Genomic DNA, 18,970 nt, shown 5'->3' with positions numbered 1-18,970 from the left:
ACACCCTGCACCCCCACCCCACCCGTCCCGTTGATCAAGAGGTTTTGGTCGGATGCCGGCGGTTATCCGACCAAAACCTCTTGATCACCGGGGGCAGCGCTGGGTGCGGGGACGACGAAGGGGACGGCCGGAGGCCGTCCCCTTCGTCGTGGAGTATCAGCTGGATCAGCTGAAGGAGTCACCGCAGGCGCAGGAGTTGCCCGCGTTGGGGTTGTCGATGGTGAAGCCCTGGGCGTCGATCCGGTCGGCGAAGTCGATGGTGGCGCCGGCCAGGTACGGCGCGCTCATCCGGTCGACGACGACCTCGACACCGTCGTAGTCGGTGACGACGTCACCGTCGAGGGAACGCTCGTCGAAGAAAAGCTGGTACCGCAGGCCGGAGCAGCCGCCCGGCTGCACGGCGACCCGGAGCCGCAGGTCGTCGCGGCCTTCCTGCTCGATCAGGGCCTTGACCTTCTGCGCCGCGACGTCGGTGAGGACGACGGACGTGGGGGCCTTGGCCTCGGTCGACTCGGTCTGCGCTGGCGTGGTCACGTGGAATTCTCCCTGCGCGCGTTCGGTGTGGTCTTCCCCTGGCCAACATCAGTCGCCGGTCAGCGATTCCCACAGTGGTCCAGTTCTCGATTGTAGGCCGCCGACAGCCCCGTCACCCGATGGCGTGACCAGCCGCTCCCCCGGGGACCGCGGCCAGCGGCCAAACCGGGGCCTCCAGCAGCGTCAGCGGCTCCACTGGCGGGCCAACCGGGCACCGAGCGCCCGTAGCCCCTCCCCGGGGCGTTCCAGGGCCGCGGTCAGGCCGCCGCGTTCCTCCCCGCCGAAGTGCTCCACCAGGCTGTACGCCTCGGTCACCCCGACCGAGGCGGCCTCCCGCCGGCCGGTGCTCACCTGGCCGGCCAGCACCACGCACGGTACGCCCTGGTCGCGCGCCGCGCCGGCGACGCCCGCGACCACCTTGCCGCGCAGCGACTGGTGGTCGAACTTGCCTTCCCCGGTGATGACCAGGTCGACACCATCGAGCGCGGCATTCAGGCCGACGGCCCGGCTGACCAGCCCGATCCCGGACTCGCAGCGGCCACCGAGGGCCAGCAACGCCGCCCCGATGCCGCCGGCCGCGCCCCCGCCGGGCAGCGCGCCCAGGCTGCTGGGGCAGCCGGGGACCTGCTGCTGGAGCACCTCGGCCCAGCGTTGCAGGGCGGCGTCGAGCAGCAGCACGTCGGCCCGGTCAGCGCCCTTCTGCGGCCCGAAGACGCTGCTCGCCCCGTGCAGGCCGAGCAGCGGGTTGTCCACGTCGGTGGCGGCGATCAGCCGTACGTCGCGCAGCCGGGGTGCCCCGTCGAGCGTGGCCACGGCGGTCAGCGCGGCGCCGCCGTACGGCAGGGCCGTCCCGGTGTCGTCCAGCGCGACGGCGCCCAGCGCGGCGAGCATCCCTGCGCCGCCGTCGTTTGTCGCCGAACCGCCCAACCCGACCACCACCGTACGGGCACCTGCCTCGACCGCAGCCGTGATCAGCAGCCCCAGCCCGTACGAGGTGGTGGTCTTCGGGTCGCGCTCGCCCGCGTCGAGCAGGTGCAGCCCGCACGCCTGCGCGCTCTCCAGCCAGGCAGTCGCCCCGTCGTCGGTGAGCAGGATCTCACCGGGGACCGGACGACCCAGCGGATCGACGGTGGCCACCGGGACCCGGCGGCCGGGCAGCGCCGTAGCGAGCACGTCGATGAAACCGGGTCCCCCGTCGGCCAACGGCCTGACCAGCAGATCGTCGTCGGGGGCGATCTCCCGCCAGCCGTCGGCCACGGCGGCGGCCACCTGGGGTGCCGACAACGTGCCGGCGAACTTGTCCGGGCAGAGCAGTACGCGCATGCCTGGCAGTGTGGCAGCCCACAGCGGCCGGGGCGGCACACGTGCCCCGCTGTGGGACCATGGAGGGCGTGACGTCGACCTGGGTTGAGCCCTCAAACACCGCCACTGCGTTGCTGCTCCTCGGCCGCGGCAGCGACCCCGCCACCGAACGTGGCGTGGAGTGTCCGGGTGACCTGCCGGCGCCGAGCGACCCCGACCTGGTGGCCCGGGCGAGGGCGGCGAAGGCCGCCCTCGGCGACAAGGTCTTCGTGCTGGGCCACCACTACCAGCGCGACGAGGTGATCCAGTTCGCCGACGTGACAGGCGACTCGTTCAAGCTGGCCCGCGAGGCCGCCGCCCGGCCGGATGCCGAGTACATCGTCTTCTGCGGTGTGCACTTCATGGCCGAGAGCGCCGACATCCTCACCTCCGACACGCAGCGGGTCGTCCTGCCCGACCTGGCGGCCGGCTGCTCGATGGCGGACATGGCGGCGCTGCCGCAGGTCGAGAACGCCTGGGACGTGCTCACCGAGTTGGGCATCGCGGCGCAGACCGTGCCGGTGACCTACATGAACTCCTCGGCCGACATCAAGGGTTTCGTCGGCCGCAACGGCGGTGTGGTCTGCACCTCGTCGAACGCGAAGCGGGCCCTGGAATGGGCCTACCAGCAGGGTGAGAAGGTGCTCTTCCTGCCCGACCAGCACCTGGGCCGCAACACGGCGGTGCTGGAGATGGGCTTCTCGCTTGACGACTGCGTGCTCTACGACCCGCACAAGCCAGGCGGCGGGCTCACCCCCGAGCAGTTGCGCGACGCCCGCATGATCCTCTGGCGCGGGCACTGTTCGGTGCACGGGCGATTCACCCTGGACAGTGTGAACGACATCCGGGAGCGGGTGCCCGGGGTCAATGTGCTGGTGCACCCGGAATGCCGACACGAGGTGGTCAACGCCGCCGATCTGGTGGGTTCGACCGAGTACATCATCCGGACCATCGAGGCGGCGCCGGCCGGTTCCGCGTGGGCGATCGGCACCGAACTGAATCTGGTACGCCGGCTCGCGCTGGCCCACCCGGACAAGCAGATCATGTTCCTCGACCGGGCGGTCTGCTACTGCTCGACGATGAACCGCATCGATCTGCCGCACCTGGTCTGGGCCCTGGAGGAGCTGGTGGCCGGCCGGGTGGTCAACCAGATCACCGTCGACGCCGACACCGCGCACCACGCGCGGGTGGCCCTGGATCAGATGCTCGCGCTGCCCGGCGCTTGACCGGAGATGTAATCACTCTCAGTAACAACACTTGTACGCGAAAGTGCCGGATCACCGATAAATGCCCTCCAATGCGGTGTGACCGAATCCATTCTCATCACGGAGGGCTATGCTGCCGGGCGATGGCACTCGCGGCGCGTGCGTTTGAGCGCGTCCGCTTCCCGGGTAGCGACCGGTGGTGTCCCCACATCGAAACGGCAGCACGCACGCGCTGGAGGTTGCGTTGACCGACGACGTTCTGGTCGTACACGGAGGCACCCCGCTACAGGGGCGGATCCGCGTGCGTGGTGCGAAGAACCTGGTGTCCAAGGCAATGGTCGCCGCCCTGCTCGGCGACAGCCCGAGCCGGCTCTTCGACGTACCAAAGATCCGTGATGTGGAGGTTGTCCGAGGGCTGCTCGGGCTGCACGGTGTCAAGGTCAGCGACGGCGTCGAGGACGGCGAGCTGGTCTTCGATCCGGCGAACGTGGAGAGCGCCAGCACCGACCAGATCAACGTGCACGCCGGCTCCAGCCGGATTCCGATCCTGTTCTGCGGGCCGCTGCTGCACCGCCTCGGGCACGCCTTCATACCGGACCTGGGCGGCTGCCACATCGGGCCCCGGCCGATCGACTTCCACCTCCAGGCGCTGCGCGAGTTCGGCGCGACGGTCGACAAGACCCCCGAGGGGTTGCACCTGTCCGCGCCGAACGGCCTGCACGGCACCAAGTTCGCGCTGCCCTACCCGAGTGTGGGCGCGACCGAGCAGGTGCTGCTCACCGCGGTGATGGCCGAGGGCGTCACCGAGCTGCGCAACGCCGCTGTGGAGCCGGAGATCATCGACCTGATCTGCGTCCTGCAGAAGATGGGCGCGATCATCAAGGTGCACACCGACCGGGTGATCGAGATCCAGGGCGTACCGAAGCTGCACGGCTACACCCACCGGCCGATTCCGGATCGGATCGAGGCGGCGAGCTGGGCGGCGGCGGCGCTGGCCACCCGCGGCCACGTGGAGGTGCTCGGCGCCGAGCAGGCCGACATGATGACCTTCCTGAACGTGTTCCGCTCGATCGGCGGCGAGTACGAGGTCACCGACACCCGGCCCCCACGCCCGGGGCAGCCGGGCCAGGAGGGCGGCATCCGCTTCTGGCACCCGGGCGGCGAACTCCAGGCCACCGCGCTGGAGACCGACGTGCACCCGGGCTTCATGACCGACTGGCAGCAGCCGCTGGTGGTGGCGCTGACCCAGGCCCGAGGCCTGTCGATCGTGCACGAGACGGTCTACGAGCAGCGGCTGGGCTACACCGAGGCGCTCAACTCGATGGGCGCCAACATCCAGGTCTACCGGGACTGCCTGGGCGGCACCCCGTGCCGCTTCGGTCGGCGCAACTTCAAGCACTCCGCGGTGATAGCCGGGCCGAGCAAGCTGCACGCCGCCGACCTGGTCATCCCGGACCTGCGGGCCGGCTTCAGCCACCTGATCGCGGCGCTGGCCGCCGAGGGCACCTCCCGGGTGTACGGCGTCGACCTGATCAACCGGGGCTACGAGGACTTCGAGGCCAAGCTCGCCGACCTCGGCGCGCACGTCGAACGGCCGTAATCCCGGCCACACCACCAGTTGTCCGCCACGTGGCCGTCACACCCGCGATGTGCAACGGCCACGTGGCGTTGGCTACCCTTGCCGCGTGCCGTCGCTGTTTCGTCGCAAGTCCGCCGACCTCGCCGACCCCGCCACCGAGCCGCTGACCCCGGCCGAGGAGGAGGCCGAGGCCAACCGTCCGCGTGGTTACACCCCGAGCAAGGGACGTGAGACGCCCAAGCGCCCCAACAGTGGCCGTCGCCCACCGGGTACGACAAAGCCGCTGACCAAGGATGAGGCGAAGGCCCTACGGCGGCAGCGGCGGGCCGAGGCGGCCGCGGAGTTCCGGCGTGAGGGTGGCCCCCGCGACCGGGGTCCCGAGCGACTGCTCGCCCGCAACGTGGTCGACGCCCGGCGTACCGTCGGCACCTGGTTCTTCGGTGGTGCGCTGATCGTGCTGATCGGCTCGAACCAGGCGATGCCCCCGGCGATCCGGCTGGCCTCCAACCTGTTGTGGGGTGCCCTGGCCATCGGCGTGGTGATCGACTCGGTGCTGATCTCACGGAAGATCAAGAAGCTGGTCCGGACCCGCTTCCCGCAGTCCACCCAGCGGATGGGATCGCTGTACCTCTACGCGATCATGCGGGCGATCACCTTCCGGAAGCTGCGTACCCCGGAGCCCAAGGTCGCCATCGGCGACCCCGTCTGAGCAGCTCAAAGCACGCCGAGCAGGGCAGCTCAGGGCACATCGAGCAGGGCAGCTCAGGGCACGCCGAGCAGGCGCAGCAGCGCCGTGGTGCCGGCGGCGGCGACGACCACGAGCACGAACGGCGCTCGCCGCCACGCCAGCACGACGCCCACCAGCACCCCGGTCGGCCGGGCCCAGCCGGCGAATGCAGCACCCTCGGTCAACGCCGCGGTCGCCGCCAACGCTGCCAGCAGGGCCGCCGCGGCGACCGGCAGCAGTTGCCGCGCCCACGTCGGCAGGTCGAGCCGGTCGCGCAGCAGCACCCCGGAGACCCGGAAGGCGTACGTCCCGACGGCCAGCGCCACGATCACCGCGATCAGCACGACGACTCCTGTCGGCCGGCCCGCACCGCGTGGGCCTCGTTCTCGGGCTCGACGACCTGTGCGGTCGGGGGCGCCGGTGGCCGTCTGAGCCGGTGCACGGCCAGCAGTGCCGGCCCGGCCAGCGCCAGCAGTACCGGCAGACCGGCCGGCAGCACCGGCGTGGTCAGCACCGCCAGCGCTGCGCCACCCAGCGCCGCACGTCGGGTGTCCGGGTCACGCAGGGTCGGCAGCAGCAGGGCGATCAGGCCGGCGGGGAAGGCGGCGTCCAACCCGAGCGTGGCCGGGTCTCCGGCCACCCCACCGGCCAGTACGCCGAGCACCGTGCCGGCGTTCCAGGCCACGAAGAGCAGCGTGCCGGCCAGCCAGAACGCGCGGTGCCGCACCTCACCGGCCGGCCGGGCGAGCGCGAAGGCGGTCGCCTCGTCGGTCATCAGGTGGCTGCCGAGCAGCCGCTGCCAGAGCCGGCGGCCGAGACTGTCGCCGAGGGTCAGCCCGAACGGCAGGTGACGGGCGTTGAGCAGCAGCCCGGCCAGCACCGCGGCCATCGGGTTACCGGCAGCCGCCAGTCCGACCGCCATGAACTGCGCGCCGCCTGCGTAGACGAACAGGGACATGGCGATGACGGCCCAGACGGGCAGCCCCGCGGCGACCGCCACCGCCCCGAACGAGGCGCCGACGGCCACTATCGCCGCGCCGATGGCGGCGACATCGCGGAGCATGCCGGCACCCGCTGTTCGTTCTGGCGTACGCATGGTTCATCATGATGAACAGGCCCCTCATGTTCGTCAAATAGAACAATGTGAACGACGGAGCGAACAATGCCCTCGGATCCTTCGCCCCCGCTCGCCACCATCGCCGCTGCTCTCCGCCAGGAGCGGCAGCGCGTCGGCATCTCGTTGACCGAACTCGCCCGCCGGGCCGGGATCGCCAAGTCGACCCTGTCGCAACTCGAGGCCGGCCTGGGCAACCCGAGCATGGAGACGCTCTGGGCTCTGTGTGTGGCGCTCGACATACCGTTCAGCCGGCTGGTCGATCCCCCGGCCAACTCGGTACAGGTGATCCGGGCCGGCGACGGCCCCCGGGTACGCTCCGAACACGCCGACTTCACCGGCACCCTGCTGACCGCCGGCACCGCGCACGCCCGACGGGACGTCTACCTGATCGAGTTGGAGCCGGGGCGGATCCGCAACGCGGAACCACACACCCCACGCACGGTCGAACACCTGGTGGTGGGGACCGGCCGGATGCGCTGTGGCCCGGAACACGAACAGGTGGAACTCGGCCCGGGCGACTACGCCACCTTCGCCGGTGACGCGCCGCACCGGTACGAGGCCCTCGAATCGGGCACCTTCTTCGTACTGATCATGGAGCATTCCTGAGACGTGCCCGGTGGTGGGCGGCGACCGGACGCGGCACGCTACCCGCCGGGTTCGTCATCGGAAGCCCGATTCGCCCAAAGACCCAAATGTCCGGATCAACTGGATAACGTTTGGGTCCATCGCGAGTGCCACAGTGGCGTTGACCGAGCCCACGCCGCTACCCTCCTTGCGCAGCCATTCGGTGCCCGGACGAGCGAGTTTGGCCGATTCCGGGCGGGTGCCCAGCGACCATTTCCGACGAGGTGACATTCGCCGTGAGCGAGCGGACGCGAGCCGACCATCGGGGCGCGGCCGTGAGCGAGCGGACGCCGGTCCGCGGGCTCCGCACGGCCGAGCCCGGGCTGCCCGGCCCGGTCGTCCCGGAGTGTCACCCGACCCGCCGCCCACGTCCTGGGCGGCACGACGGGTCCGGCGGATGAGTCGCGGCTACGCCGACCGGTGGCACGATCCCGCCGAGCCGTCCTGGGTCGTCGAGCCGACGACCGAATGGCAGCCCCAGTTCCCGGGCCAGCGCTACCCGGGCGACGACGGTCAGGACCATCAGCAGCCGCGGGCGTGGGGTCGGGCGAGCGCGATCGGTCGGGCCGAGGTGCCACCGCTGGCACCCACCCGGCCCGACGGTACGTACGTGGGTCGTTCCTGGAACGACGAGCCGGACGGCTGGCCGGGCCGACAGGACGGGCCCGCTGCGCGGCGTCCCGACGGCGGCAACGGCGGACGCCCGTACGACCAGTCCCCGTATCCGGGCAACCAGCCGGGGCGGCCGGACGGCCGGTGGTCACCACCCGTCGAGCCGGTACGCGGACGCGACGGCGTCACCTGGTCCGATGCCGGTCCACAGGCGACCGGTGTCACCGGCGCGCCGGCCCAGCGCGATCAGCGCGCCGGTGAGCGGTACGCCCAGCCCGACGTCGACGGGTACCCGCCGCACCGGGATCGCCGGGACCGTGGCGGCTTCGAGCCGCCCGAGCGACGCGCCCCCGACCGGTACGCCCGGCGGCAACCCGAACGAGGTGAGCCCGACCGACGCCAGCCCGACCCACGTGGGCCCGACCGGCGTGAGCCCGACCGTTATCCGCACCACGATCCGCAGTGGCGCGACCGCGATTCCGACCGGCACGGCCAACGCCCACGCCGCCCCGAGCCGACCGACGGCGATCCGTACCGGCGTGGCGCGCCAGGGTCGCCGGCCGGGCGACCGGAGCGCGGTTGGGCGCCCGATCCGGGCGGGGAGACCCGCCGCCCGGCCAACCACCGGCCCGTCGACGACGCCGACCGCCGCTCCCCCGACGACGACTCGCGGCGTCCCCGCTACCAGTGGAGCAGCCACCCCGGTCAGCCCAGCTATGACGACGGGCCACGGGTGGACGGCCACCGGGAGCAGTTCACCGTCGGTGACCCCGATGCCGCCCCGTACCCCGACGGCTACGTCGACGACGAGCCGGCCCGTGGGCCGCACGACGAGCGGGGCCGCCGCCCCGAGCGGTCACCGGAGCGCTCCCGCACCGAGCCAGTCGTCCGAGACCCCCAGCGGTACGCCGAACCGCCGCGCCGCGACCTCCCCTGGCCCGAGCCGGGACCGCTGCGCCCGAGCACCGGTCGAGACCACCGGGAGTACCAGCGTCCCGTCGTACCCGAGACCGGCGACCGCCCCGGACGCGAGGACCGGCGACCGGCAGTCCCCGACCGGCCCGGGTCGGATCGTCATCTGGACCGGCCGGCCGCGCAACGGCCCGACGCCGACCGTCCCGTCTCGCCCGCCCCCGACCAGGACCCGCCCCGCCGTCACCTGTCGGTGGTGCCCGAGCAGCCCGTCTCTCCCGCCCCGGAACGGGATCGACCCGTCTCCCCGGCCACCGGGCGTGCCCGCCCGGTCTCCCCCGCCCCACATCAGGGCCCGCCAGACCCCGTCCCCCCCCACCGCGACCGGCCCGACACCGTCGACCCGCATCGCGATCGGCCCGGCACTGTCGACCCGGACCGGGATCGGTCCTCGGCCCCGGCGGCGGCACACGACTGGCCCGAGGGCGCAGGCCCGGTGTCGGACCGCCCCAGGGCCCCGCGCTCCGACCAACACCGGCCCGACCAGTACCCGCACCGGCCCGACCAGTACCCGCACCGGGCCGACCAGCCCTGGCCCGACCGTCCCCGACCGATCCAGGAGGTGCCGGAGCGTCCCGGACCGAACCAGGCACGGCCGGAACGACCCGCGCCGATCCAGGAACGACCGGGGCCGATCCACGAGCGACCCGCCGCCTCGGGCGCCGACCGCGCACAGGGTGGGGAGACGGTTCGACCCGCTCCGCTGCACCAGCACGAGGTACGCCCGGCACCACTGCACGAACACCAGGTGCGGCCCGCACCGCTGCACGACCAGCCGGTGGTGGCCACTCCACCGCCGGTCCCGACGCCAGTTGTCGTGTCAGCACCCCCCGCCACCGCATCCCCGACCCCCGTGCCGCCCACCCACCGACCCGTCTCCACGCCCCCGGCCGCTGCACCGCCCACCCACCGGCCCGTCTCCGCACCCCCGACCGCTGTGCCCCCGGCCGCTGGGCCGCCTGTTCACCGGCCCGTTTCCACGCCGCCCGCCTACGGGCCGGTCGCCACGCCGCCGATGCCGTCGCAGGTCTCGGGTCCGCCAACGTCCGGCGTTCCGGTCGCACCGCCCGTCGCCGGTCCCGGCTCCACCGCGACGCCCCCGCCACCCACCCGGTATGTACCACCGGCACCGGAGACGTCGCCACGGGTCAGCCCGCCGTCCGACGGACCGCAGGCATGGTTCGGGTCGCCCGCGCCCAGCCCGGCCCCCACCTCCGGGCGCGAGGAGCCAGTGCCGACCGAGCGTGTGACTCCCGCCGGGTTCGACGAGTCGCCCGGCAGCCTCGCGGCAGCCGGCGGATCCGAGCCGGTGAGCTGGCCCGACGACGCGGAGGACACCCGGCCCGTCTCCGCACCGCCGGCCGATCCAACGCCGGCACCGCCGTGGCACGCGCCGGTCTCGGCACCTCCAGTCACGCCGGCACCGCCGGTCACGTCGGCACCGCCATGGCAGACGCCGGCCTCCGCACCGTCAGCCAGCCTGGAACTCACCCCACCGTCCACAGCTCCGGTCTCCGCACCACCGGCCACGTCAACCCCTGAATCCGCATCGCCGGCGACGGCCAGCTCGGACTCCGCACCACCTGCCGCCACCAGCCCTGACTTCACGTCACCGCGCACCGACGGCCCGGACTCCACACCGCCGCTCGCCGACGGCCCGGACTCCACACCGCCGGCAACGGCAACACCGATCGCCGTGCCGGCCGCATCGCAGGTTGCGGCAGCACCGATCTCCGCACCACCAGCCGACGAAGCACTCGCCCCGATCTCCGCACCACCAGCCGACCGGCCGCTCACTCCCGTCTCCGCACCGCCAGCCGACGAAACGCTCACCCCGATATCCGCACCACCAGCCGACCAAGCACTCACCCCGATCTCCGCACCACCGGCAGACGAAGCACTCACCCCGATCTCCGCGCCGCCGGCCGACCAATCGCTCACCCCGATCTCCGCACCACCAGCCGACGAAACACTCACCCCGGTCTCCGCACCACCGGCAGACGAAGCACTCACCCCGATCTCCGCGCCGCCGGCCGAGGATGCGGTGACCGTGGACGAGGAGCCGGAGCCACCGGCCGACCCCGAACAGGTGCTGGCCGGCTACCGCTGGGGGTTGGACCCGGAGAGCCTTCGCGAGGTCGTGGACGACCCGGAGGAGCTCCGGACGGTACGCGAGCGGTTGACCGACAAGCTCGCCTCGGCCCTCGACAACCGCTCCCGAGCCCGCCTGCTGAGCCTGCGGGCGGTGGCTTCCCGGGTGCTCGGCGACCTCGACGACGCGCTGGACGACGGGCGGATGGCCCTGACCTACGCCGAGGCGACCGGGGAGTTGCGCCGGGTTGCGCTGGCCCAGGCACGGTTGGCGCACGTGCTGCGCTGGCGTGGTGACTTCACCGAGGCCGACCGGCTGTTCGCGGAGGCGAACTCGGCCGAGTTGCCGGACCGGTTGCGGGCGGCCCTGCACGAACACGCGGCGCGGTCCTGCTACGACCAGGGCCGGTTGATGGAGGCGTGTCACCACTTCGAACGGGCTCTCGACCTGCGCGGCGAGGGTGACGCCGAACTGCTCGCCCGGGTCCGGATCGGGCTGGACGCGGTGGCGGCACGCGCCGCGGAACGTGGCTTCGGGCCGTACCCCCGGGGGTGGGACGAGGTGTTGGACCGTGACCGCAGCCCGGTGCCTGCCCGCGACGGTGGTCAGGGTCTGTGGGGTTACGCGGACGCCGCCGGTGACATGGTCGTGCCGGCGCGCTACACCGAGGCGCAGCCGTTCTCCGACGGCCTGGCCTGGGTGCGTGGCCCGGAGTCGGACCGCTGGTCGTTGATCGGCCCGACCGGTGAGGTCGTGGTCGGTCCGACGTACCTCGCCGCCCAGCCGTTCTCCGACGGCCTGGCCTGGGTGGTGCGCGACGACAGCGGTTGGCTCGCCGTGAACACCACGGGTGAGGTGGTCGTACCGCCCGGCTTCGCCGACGCGCGGCCGTTCCGCAAGGGGGTGGCGGCCGTACGCCGGGAGGGTTGGGGTGCGGTCGACGCGGCCGGTCAGATCGTGGTGCCGACCCGCTACCACGGGTTCCACACCAGGTTGGCCGACGGCCGGTACGTCGACGGCTTCACCGACGAGGGTCTGGCCGTCGTGGACCTGGCCGGACGCAAGGGCGTGGTGGACCGGACCGGTCAGGTGATCGTCGCACCCGCACACCCCGCGCTGCTCATCCACCCGGTGGCCTTCCTCGCCACCAACGGCATCGGCCGCTGGGGCGCACTGGACCGCCGAGGCGCCCCCCTCATCGACCCCGTCTTCCCCCACCCGAACGACGTCATCACCCAGATCGAATCCCTCCTGACCGACACAACCCCCCTCCTCTGACCCACCCCGGGGCAAAGTTGATCAAGAGGTTTGCGTCGTGACAGGAGGCAGCCGACGACGCAAACCTCTTGATCAACCCCCGAGGTGGAGGGAGCGCGGTGGGAGGGGGTGCGGACTAGGCTCAGGGGATGGAATTCCGACACCTGGGCCGTTCCGGTCTGATGGTCAGCGAGATCTCGTACGGCAACTGGATCACCCATGGCTCGCAGGTCGAGGAGGACGCGGCGTTCGCCTGCGTCCGAGCCGCCCTGGACGCCGGCATCACCACCTTCGACACCGCCGACGTCTACGCCGGCACCCGGGCCGAGGACGTGCTCGGCCGGGCGCTGGAAGGCGAACGGCGGGAAGGTCTGGAGATCTTCACCAAGGTGTACTGGCCCACCGGCCCGGGCCGCAACGACCGGGGCCTGTCCCGCAAGCACATCATGGAGTCGATCAACGGTTCGCTGCGCCGACTGCGGACCGACTACGTGGACCTCTACCAGGCCCACCGGTACGACTACCACACCCCGCTCGAGGAGACGATGGAGGCGTTCGCCGACGTCGTACACTCCGGCAAGGCGCACTACATCGGCGTCTCTGAGTGGAAGGCGTCGCAGATCCGCGAGGCCCACGCACTGGCCCGCGAGCTGCGCATCCCGCTGGTCTCCAACCAGCCGCAGTACTCGATGCTCTGGCGGGTCATCGAGAGCGAGGTCGTGCCCACCAGCGAGGAGCTGGGCGTCGGGCAGATCGTCTGGTCGCCGATGGCGCAGGGCGTGCTCAGCGGCAAGTACCTCCCCGGTCAGCCGCCGCCCGCCGGTTCCCGGGCCACCGACGAGAAGTCGGGTGCGAACTTCATCGCCAAGTTCCTCACCGACGACGTGCTGACCCGCGTCCAGCAGCTGCGCCCGCTGGCCGACCAGGCCGGGTTGAGCATGGCTCAGCTCGCCATCGCCTGGGTGTTGCAGAACCCCAACGTCTCCTCGGCCATCATCGGCGCGTCCCGCCCCGAGCAGGTGCACGACAACGTCAAGGCGGCGGGCGTCAAGCTCGACGCCGGCCTGCTCAAGGCCATCGACGAGATCGTCGAGCCGGTGACCGAACGGGACCCGGCCCGTACCGAATCCCCGGCCGAGCGGCCCTGAACGATTCCGGGCCGGTCGACCTGTCAGGTCGACCGGCCCGGTCACGGTCACGTCGGGGTCAGCTCCAGAAGCGGACCAGCTCCAGGCCGGTGGCGTAGAGCCACGGCGGCAGGCCGAGGAAGTCGGCGACCGCGAAGACCGCCGAGAAGAACCAGCCACCGATGCGCGGGTTCCACAGCAGCGCGAAGAGCAGGATGAAACCGTACGGGGCGAACAGGTCGTACATCCGCCGCCACTGCGGGTTCAGCCACGGCTGGATCATGTTGCCGCCGTCCAGACCGGGCACCGGCAGCAGGTTGAGCACGCTCGCGGTGAGCTGGAGGAAGCCGAGCAGGGCCACCGCCGCCCAGAACTCCACCGGACCGCCCCCGGGTGCGCCGATGCGCAGCACCGCCACCAGCACCAGGGCGAACACCACGTTGGTGGCCGGGCCGGCGAGGCTGACCAGGGTGTGCCGCAGTCGGCCCGCGATCACGTGCCGATCCACCCAGACCGCACCGCCGGGCAGGCCGATGCCGCCGAGCAGCACCACCACCACCGGTAGCGCGATCGACAGCAGCGGGTGGCTGTACTTGAGCGGGTTCAGCGTCAGGTAGCCGCGGTGGGCCACCCCACGGTCGCCGAACCGGTAGGCCACCAGCGCGTGCGCGTACTCGTGCAGGCAGAGCGAGACCACCCAGCCGGTCACCACGAACCCGAAGACGGCGAGCCGGACGTTGCCGATGCCGTGCCAGGTCAGCACGCCGCAGGTGATCAGCAGGGCGACCAGGGCGAGGAAGATGGGGCTGGGCCGGAAGGCCGCCCGGGGCACCCCGAGCACCAGCGGCTCGGCGTCCCGGGGACCCATCACTCGGCCACGGGCAGCAGGCTCATCCGGTACTCCACCCGGTCGTCCTCGACGAGCGTGACCGAGGTGACGCCGGACGCCGCGAGTTCGCGCCAGATCTGGCCGATCCAGGACTCGGCGTCCGCCTGGCTGCCGAACGACTCGGCCGGCCCTTCGACCGACTCGCCGTTCGCGCCCTCGTACCGCCAGCTCCACGCCATGTGCGCGTCTCCCCTCACCGCTGATGTCCCGTGCCAGCGTAGTCGGCCGTGGATGCGTCGACCTTGCCACGGGCATCGACCGGCTGTCGGCACGCGGGCCCGGCGCCGTTCAGGCGACGCCAGGTCAGGACGGTTCACCTGCTCACCGCCGGGTAAGACGCTGGTAACGGAAGCGGACAGGAGGGGCGATGACCAAGCCGATACCGAAGATGGACACAACGGAGCTACGGGACATCGCGGTACGCGGTGGCATCGAGGGTGCGCGCGAGATGGACCGGGAGGAACTGATCGACGCCCTCGTCGCGCGCCCGGGTGAAGGGGCCTGGCAGCAGGACACCAAGCCTGCCGACGTCAACCCGAACGACTACTTCTACCAGCCCCCCGACGGGCGCTGAGCGGCGTCGGACCGCGCGGCGCACCTGCGATGTCCGTGCCGGTCGGCTGGTCGTAAGGTACGAGCATGTCCCTCGACGGGTGGAACCGGGTCCTGGTGCTGGGCGGCATCCGCTCCGGCAAGTCGGAGTTCGCCGAGTCCCTGGTGGCCGACGCGGCCACGGTGCGGTACGTGGCCACTGCCGCCGGCGACGACGACGCGGAATGGGCGGCGCGCCTGGCCGCGCACCGTGACCGCCGACCGGCCGGTTGGAGCACCGAGGAGACCGCGAGCGACCCGCGCCGGCTCGCCGACGTGATCTCCACCGCCCGGCCGGACGAGACGCTGCTCGTCGACGACCTCGGTGGCTGGGTGACGGTGCTGCTCGACCCCGCCCACCAGCCGGCCGACGACACCGTCACGATCGACGAACTGATCACCGCCGTGCGCGGCTGTGCGGCACGGCTGGTGCTGGTCAGCCCCGAGGTCGGGCTCTCCCTGGTGCCGACGACGCCGCTGGGCCGGGCGTTCACCGACGCGCTGGGCACGGTAAACCGGGCCGTGGCGGACGTCTGCGACGTGGTGCTCCTGGTGGTCGCCGGGCAGCCGTGCCAGCTCAAGCCGGCAAGCGCGCCCGCGTTGTCCACCGCCGCCGAGGTCACTGCCGCCACCACAGCCGTCCCGGCCACCAGTGCGACCGTGCCGACGCAGGCCGGGCCGGTCATGGCCGCTGTGCCCACCCCGGTCTCCCCACCGGTGACGACTCCCCTGCCACCGGCCGAGTCGGCGTACGCCGCGCCGGCACCGACGATCGTCGAGCCGCCGGCCGCCGGTGGGCCGGCCATCGAGCCCGGGCTGGAACTACCCATGCCCGACGAGTACGCCGGGCCGCAGGCCGTGGAGCGACTGGCCACCCTGGACGTACCCGGTCGTGGGTTCGGTGTCCTGGAGCAGGTGGTCTCGTTCGCCGCCGGCACCCAGGGCACGTCGACCCCGCAGCCCTGGCGGTCGGTACGGGTGCTGCTGCTGCACGGTGACCACCGGGGCGGAGCCGCGGCGGGCACCCTGCCCGGCGAGTCGGGCCGCCGCGCCGACCAGGCCCGAGCCGGTCAGGGCGTACTCGCTCGGCTCGCCGCCGAAGGCGCGGCGGGTCTGCAGGTGATCGAGGCGCCGACGGCCGCGCCGATCGAACACGAGCCGGCGCTCACCGCAGAGCAGGTCGAGTCAGCGCTGAGCTACGGCTGGCGGCTGGCCGAGGAGGCCGCCGAGGCGGGCGTACAACTGCTGGTGCTGGCCGCGTGCGGCGCGGGCACCGAGGCCGCGGCGGCTGCCGTGCTCGCGGCGACCGCCGGGGCCGAAGCGCCCGCCGTGCTCGCCCGGGTGATCAACGAGAGCGGCGAGTTCGACGACGCCTCCTGGATGATCCGCTGCGCGGCGATCCGCGACGCCCTGCACCGCACCCGGGGCATCGCCCGGGACGCCAAGGACGTGCTGACCCAGCTCGGCGGCGGCGACATCGCCGTGGCCACCGGTGTCCTGCTGGGTGCCACCGCACGTCGGATCCCGGTGCTGCTGGACGGGCCGGTCGGCGTGGCCGCGGCGCTGGTCAGCCGGGATCTCGCCGGTCAGGCCCGACACTGGTGCCTGCTGGCCGACGACGGCGGTCAACCCGCCGTCCGGCTCGCTGCCGACGTGCTCGGTCTGACCCCGCTGGCGCAGCTGAAGCTGGACCTCGGTGAGGGGGCGAACGCGCTCACCGTGCTGCCGTTGCTGCGCTCGGCGTTGACGCTGGCCGCCGCCCTGCCGTCCCGCCCGGACCGGACCGCCGGCGCCGGCCCCGACGACACCGGCCTCGACGACAGCGGCCCGGACGACACCGGCCTCGACAGCGGCCTCGACGACGGCCGCTCGCCGCAGGCCGACGAGGCACCGGAACCGGACGCCGAGAGCGAGCCGGACTTCCGGGAACCCGAGCCCGACGGGCCGGGCCCGACCAGCACGCAACCCACGCCGGCAGACCACTCCGGCTCGCGTGCCGGCTGATCGCCGCATCGGTGACGGGGCCAGGCTGGCCCTGACCACCTTCACCGTGGCACCGGTACGCCCCGGCCGCGTCGACCGGGCCACGGCCGGTACGGCGATGGCGCTGGCCCCGCTGGTCGGCGCGCTGCTGGCCGTACCGGTCGCCGGGGTGCTGCTGCTGCTCGGCTCGCTGACCGCGCCACTTGTCGCCGCCGCCGTGGCCGTCACGGTCAGCGCCCTGCTCACCCGGGGCCTGCACCTCGACGGGCTGGCGGACACGGTGGACGCGCTGGGGTCGTACCGGCGGGGACCGGCGGCGCTGGAGATCATGAAGAAGCCGGACGTCGGACCGTTCGGTGTGGTCGCGCTGGTGCTCGTCCTGCTGATGCAGGTGGCGGCGCTTGCCGAACTGGTCGACGGGCCGGGTCCGGCCGTACTCGCGGCGGTCGTCACGGCCAGCGCGGCCGGCCGCCTCGGCGTGACGCTTGCCTGTCGACGGGGTGTTCCGGCCGCGCGCCCGGAAGGGCTCGGCGCGTTGGTGGCCGGCACCGTCGGCCCGGTCGCCCTGGTCGCCGGCATCGCGGTGGTGACGCTGCTGGCGGTGCCGGCGGTGCCGGACCGGCCCTGGCAGGGGCCGCTGGCCGTACTCACCGCACTCGCCGTCGCCGCCGTGCTGCTGCGACACCTGGTACGCCGACTCGGCGGGATCACCGGCGACGTGCTCGGTGCCGGCGTCGAACTGGTCACCACGCTGGTCTACCTGGGTCTGGTGCTGTCCGGCTGAACGGGACCACGGGCGGCGGGTAGCGTTCTTGCACGACAGCACCGGCACGGCCTTGCGGGGGAACTCATGCTCATCACCGACGACTTCCTGCCCGTACCCGTCCCGGAATCGCTGAGCGCGACGTACCTGGTGCCGACGACCGGGCTGCCGGCGGTGAGCGCCCGTACGGCGGTACGTGGTCTGGCCGGTCGACTGGCCGAGCCGGTGCACGGGCTGGCCAAGCAGATGCTGGACAGTCCCCTGATGAGCGTCGACGTACGCCCGATCGGCGAGTTCCCCGAGCTGCCGCCGGACCTGCTCACCGCGTTCGGCGCCAGCGAGGCGCAGCTGGACCGGCTGGCCGCCGCCAGTCACCTGGTGGTGGTGCAGGCCGAGTACCGGCCGGGCTGGCCGCCGGCGCACGAGTGGGCGGCCCGGGCGGTGGCCGCGGCCATCGCCGAGGCGGTCGACGGGGACGTGGTCGACGTGTTCGGCCTGCAGTTCCTGGACCCGGCGGCGGCGTTGCGGTCGCTGCCGGACGACCGGGGCCGGGTCCGACTGATCGACTGGGTGCTGGTGCCCTACTCCTCCGACGCCGAGGGGCTGTGGTTCACCACCAAGGGGTTGCGCCGCTTCGGTCTGCTGGAGTTGCAGGCCCAGGGGGTACCGGACCACCTCACCCGGGCCTGGGGTGCGGTGATGACCGGGGCCGCCCGCCGGCTGCTGCGGGACTGGACCGACGGACTGACCGGCGAGGAAGTGCCCGCGTTCGTGCAGCTACCCGTACTGGCCACGGTGACCGGGCACGACATCGCGGTGGCGTACGGCAATCCGGAGCAGCACGGGGCGACGGCGCCGGTGCTGCTGCGGCTGGAACTCGACCCGGCCACCGACCCGGACGCCGACTCGTTCCTCAGCCTGCGCCCGCCGGCCGGGCACCCCGGCCCGGACGGACGCTACTTCGCCGCCGCCTGCGCCACCCTCTTCGCCGGCATCCAGCCCGACGTGCGGTACGCCCGCTCGGGGGATGCGATGAGCCGGGCGATCGCCACCGCCCGGGCCGGCCTGGGCGACATCCGGGCCCGCTTCAACGCCGGCCACCTGCCACCGGACACCCAACTGGTGGTCAAGTACGGGCTGCCCGGCGACGACGGACCCGAGTACGTCTGGGCGGGCGTGACCTCCTGGGAGACCCCGGAGCGCATCGTCGCCGCCAGCGCCAGCGACGCCAACACCGACCCGACCGTACGCATCGGCTCCCCCGTGGTGATCGAGGCCACCGACATCGTCGACTGGGCGCTGCTCGACTCCACCGGCGTCATCGAAGGCGGCTGGACCCAGGCCGTCCTCGACGCCGGCGAAAAACCCACCCCCTGACCTCGCGGCTCCCCGCCCCCACCGCCCTACCCACGCCCACCCCTGCCCTCGGTCTGCCCTCGGTTCTGCCCTGCCGCAATCCCCTGTTGATCAAGAGGTTTGCGTCTGAATCGGCGTGATTCCAGACGCAAACCTCTTGATCAACCAGGCGAGGGCGCGGGCGCGGGGCGGGGCGGCGGC

General features: G+C 72.7%; 16 protein-coding genes. 10 read left to right on the top strand and 6 right to left on the bottom strand.

What is annotated here, in order from left to right; all coding sequences use genetic code 11:
• Positions 1-165: 165 nt before the first annotated feature.
• Both erpA and C1A38_RS27850 read right to left on the bottom strand, forming a co-directional pair.
• Positions 166-534: an iron-sulfur cluster insertion protein ErpA gene (gene erpA, locus C1A38_RS27855; protein ID WP_013735179.1), complete on the bottom strand. Its 369-nt coding sequence runs from the start codon at positions 532-534 to the stop codon at positions 166-168.
• Between the two features lie 183 nt (positions 535-717).
• Positions 718-1,857, bottom strand: coding sequence for a glycerate kinase family protein (locus C1A38_RS27850; protein WP_102660673.1), 1,140 nt, complete (start codon positions 1,855-1,857; stop codon positions 718-720).
• Positions 1,858-1,925: 68 nt separating this feature from the next.
• Here C1A38_RS27850 and nadA point away from each other — a divergent pair, with 68 nt between their 5' ends.
• The 3 genes from nadA (at position 1,926) to C1A38_RS27835 (ending at position 5,368) form a co-directional block, all read left to right on the top strand.
• On the top strand, positions 1,926-3,101 hold the full coding sequence (gene nadA, locus C1A38_RS27845; protein ID WP_102660672.1) for a quinolinate synthase NadA: 1,176 nt from the start codon (positions 1,926-1,928) through the stop codon (positions 3,099-3,101).
• 223 nt (positions 3,102-3,324) lie between these two features.
• Positions 3,325-4,680, top strand: a complete 1,356-nt coding sequence (murA, locus tag C1A38_RS27840) for a UDP-N-acetylglucosamine 1-carboxyvinyltransferase (protein ID WP_102660670.1) — start codon at positions 3,325-3,327, stop codon at positions 4,678-4,680.
• Between the two features lie 85 nt (positions 4,681-4,765).
• On the top strand, positions 4,766-5,368 hold the full coding sequence (locus C1A38_RS27835; RefSeq protein WP_102660669.1) for a DUF3043 domain-containing protein: 603 nt from the start codon (positions 4,766-4,768) through the stop codon (positions 5,366-5,368).
• 53 nt (positions 5,369-5,421) lie between these two features.
• Here C1A38_RS27835 and C1A38_RS27830 read toward each other — a convergent pair whose 3' ends face one another.
• Together C1A38_RS27830 and C1A38_RS27825 are read right to left on the bottom strand one after the other, a co-directional pair.
• Positions 5,422-5,730 carry an AzlD domain-containing protein gene (locus C1A38_RS27830; RefSeq protein WP_102660668.1) on the bottom strand — a complete coding sequence of 103 codons (309 nt, stop codon included), beginning with the start codon at positions 5,728-5,730 and terminating at the stop codon, positions 5,422-5,424.
• Positions 5,724-6,482: an AzlC family ABC transporter permease gene (locus C1A38_RS27825; RefSeq protein ID WP_102660667.1), complete on the bottom strand. Its 759-nt coding sequence runs from the start codon at positions 6,480-6,482 to the stop codon at positions 5,724-5,726. Before C1A38_RS27825 ends, C1A38_RS27830 begins: the two co-directional genes overlap by 7 nt.
• Before the next feature lie 66 nt (positions 6,483-6,548).
• Here C1A38_RS27825 and C1A38_RS27820 point away from each other — a divergent pair, with 66 nt between their 5' ends.
• From C1A38_RS27820 to C1A38_RS27795, 3 genes are all read left to right on the top strand, one after another.
• Positions 6,549-7,109 (top strand): helix-turn-helix domain-containing protein, encoded by a 561-nt coding sequence (locus tag C1A38_RS27820; protein ID WP_102660666.1) that lies wholly within the window; start codon positions 6,549-6,551, stop codon positions 7,107-7,109.
• Positions 7,110-7,524: 415 nt separating this feature from the next.
• On the top strand, positions 7,525-12,081 hold the full coding sequence (locus C1A38_RS32065; protein WP_233197064.1) for a WG repeat-containing protein: 4,557 nt from the start codon (positions 7,525-7,527) through the stop codon (positions 12,079-12,081).
• Between the two features lie 128 nt (positions 12,082-12,209).
• On the top strand, positions 12,210-13,208 hold the full coding sequence (locus C1A38_RS27795; RefSeq protein WP_013735191.1) for an aldo/keto reductase family protein: 999 nt from the start codon (positions 12,210-12,212) through the stop codon (positions 13,206-13,208).
• A 58-nt stretch (positions 13,209-13,266) separates the two neighbouring features.
• On the opposite strand, the gene C1A38_RS27790 is transcribed toward C1A38_RS27795, so the two are convergent.
• Both C1A38_RS27790 and C1A38_RS27785 read right to left on the bottom strand, forming a co-directional pair.
• The gene (locus tag C1A38_RS27790; protein ID WP_102660662.1) at positions 13,267-14,055 is read right to left on the bottom strand and encodes a site-2 protease family protein; all 789 of its coding nucleotides are present in this window, start codon (positions 14,053-14,055) and stop codon (positions 13,267-13,269) included.
• Entirely contained in the window at positions 14,055-14,255 is a 201-nt protein-coding gene (locus C1A38_RS27785) for a hypothetical protein (RefSeq protein ID WP_102660661.1), read from the bottom strand. The genes C1A38_RS27790 and C1A38_RS27785 overlap by 1 nt, the downstream gene beginning before the upstream one ends.
• A gap of 188 nt (positions 14,256-14,443) precedes the next feature.
• Here C1A38_RS27785 and C1A38_RS27780 point away from each other — a divergent pair, with 188 nt between their 5' ends.
• The 4 genes from C1A38_RS27780 to C1A38_RS27765 all read left to right on the top strand — a co-directional run bounded on the left by C1A38_RS27780 (position 14,444) and on the right by C1A38_RS27765 (position 18,790).
• The gene (locus tag C1A38_RS27780) at positions 14,444-14,650 is read left to right on the top strand and encodes a hypothetical protein (RefSeq protein ID WP_102660660.1); all 207 of its coding nucleotides are present in this window, start codon (positions 14,444-14,446) and stop codon (positions 14,648-14,650) included.
• A 65-nt stretch (positions 14,651-14,715) separates the two neighbouring features.
• Positions 14,716-16,671 (top strand): bifunctional adenosylcobinamide kinase/adenosylcobinamide-phosphate guanylyltransferase, encoded by a 1,956-nt coding sequence (gene cobU / locus C1A38_RS27775; protein ID WP_102660659.1) that lies wholly within the window; start codon positions 14,716-14,718, stop codon positions 16,669-16,671.
• Positions 16,661-17,434 (top strand): adenosylcobinamide-GDP ribazoletransferase, encoded by a 774-nt coding sequence (locus tag C1A38_RS27770; RefSeq protein ID WP_102660658.1) that lies wholly within the window; start codon positions 16,661-16,663, stop codon positions 17,432-17,434. Before cobU ends, C1A38_RS27770 begins: the two co-directional genes overlap by 11 nt.
• Positions 17,435-17,500: 66 nt before the next feature.
• Positions 17,501-18,790, top strand: coding sequence for a DUF2314 domain-containing protein (locus tag C1A38_RS27765; RefSeq protein ID WP_102660657.1), 1,290 nt, complete (start codon positions 17,501-17,503; stop codon positions 18,788-18,790).
• The last annotated feature ends 180 nt before the right edge of the window (positions 18,791-18,970 follow it).

The organism is Verrucosispora sp. ts21 (genome assembly GCF_002879555.1).
Lineage (GTDB): Bacteria > Actinomycetota > Actinomycetes > Mycobacteriales > Micromonosporaceae > Micromonospora > Micromonospora gifhornensis.
This window is presented reverse-complemented; position numbering and strand designations above follow the sequence as displayed.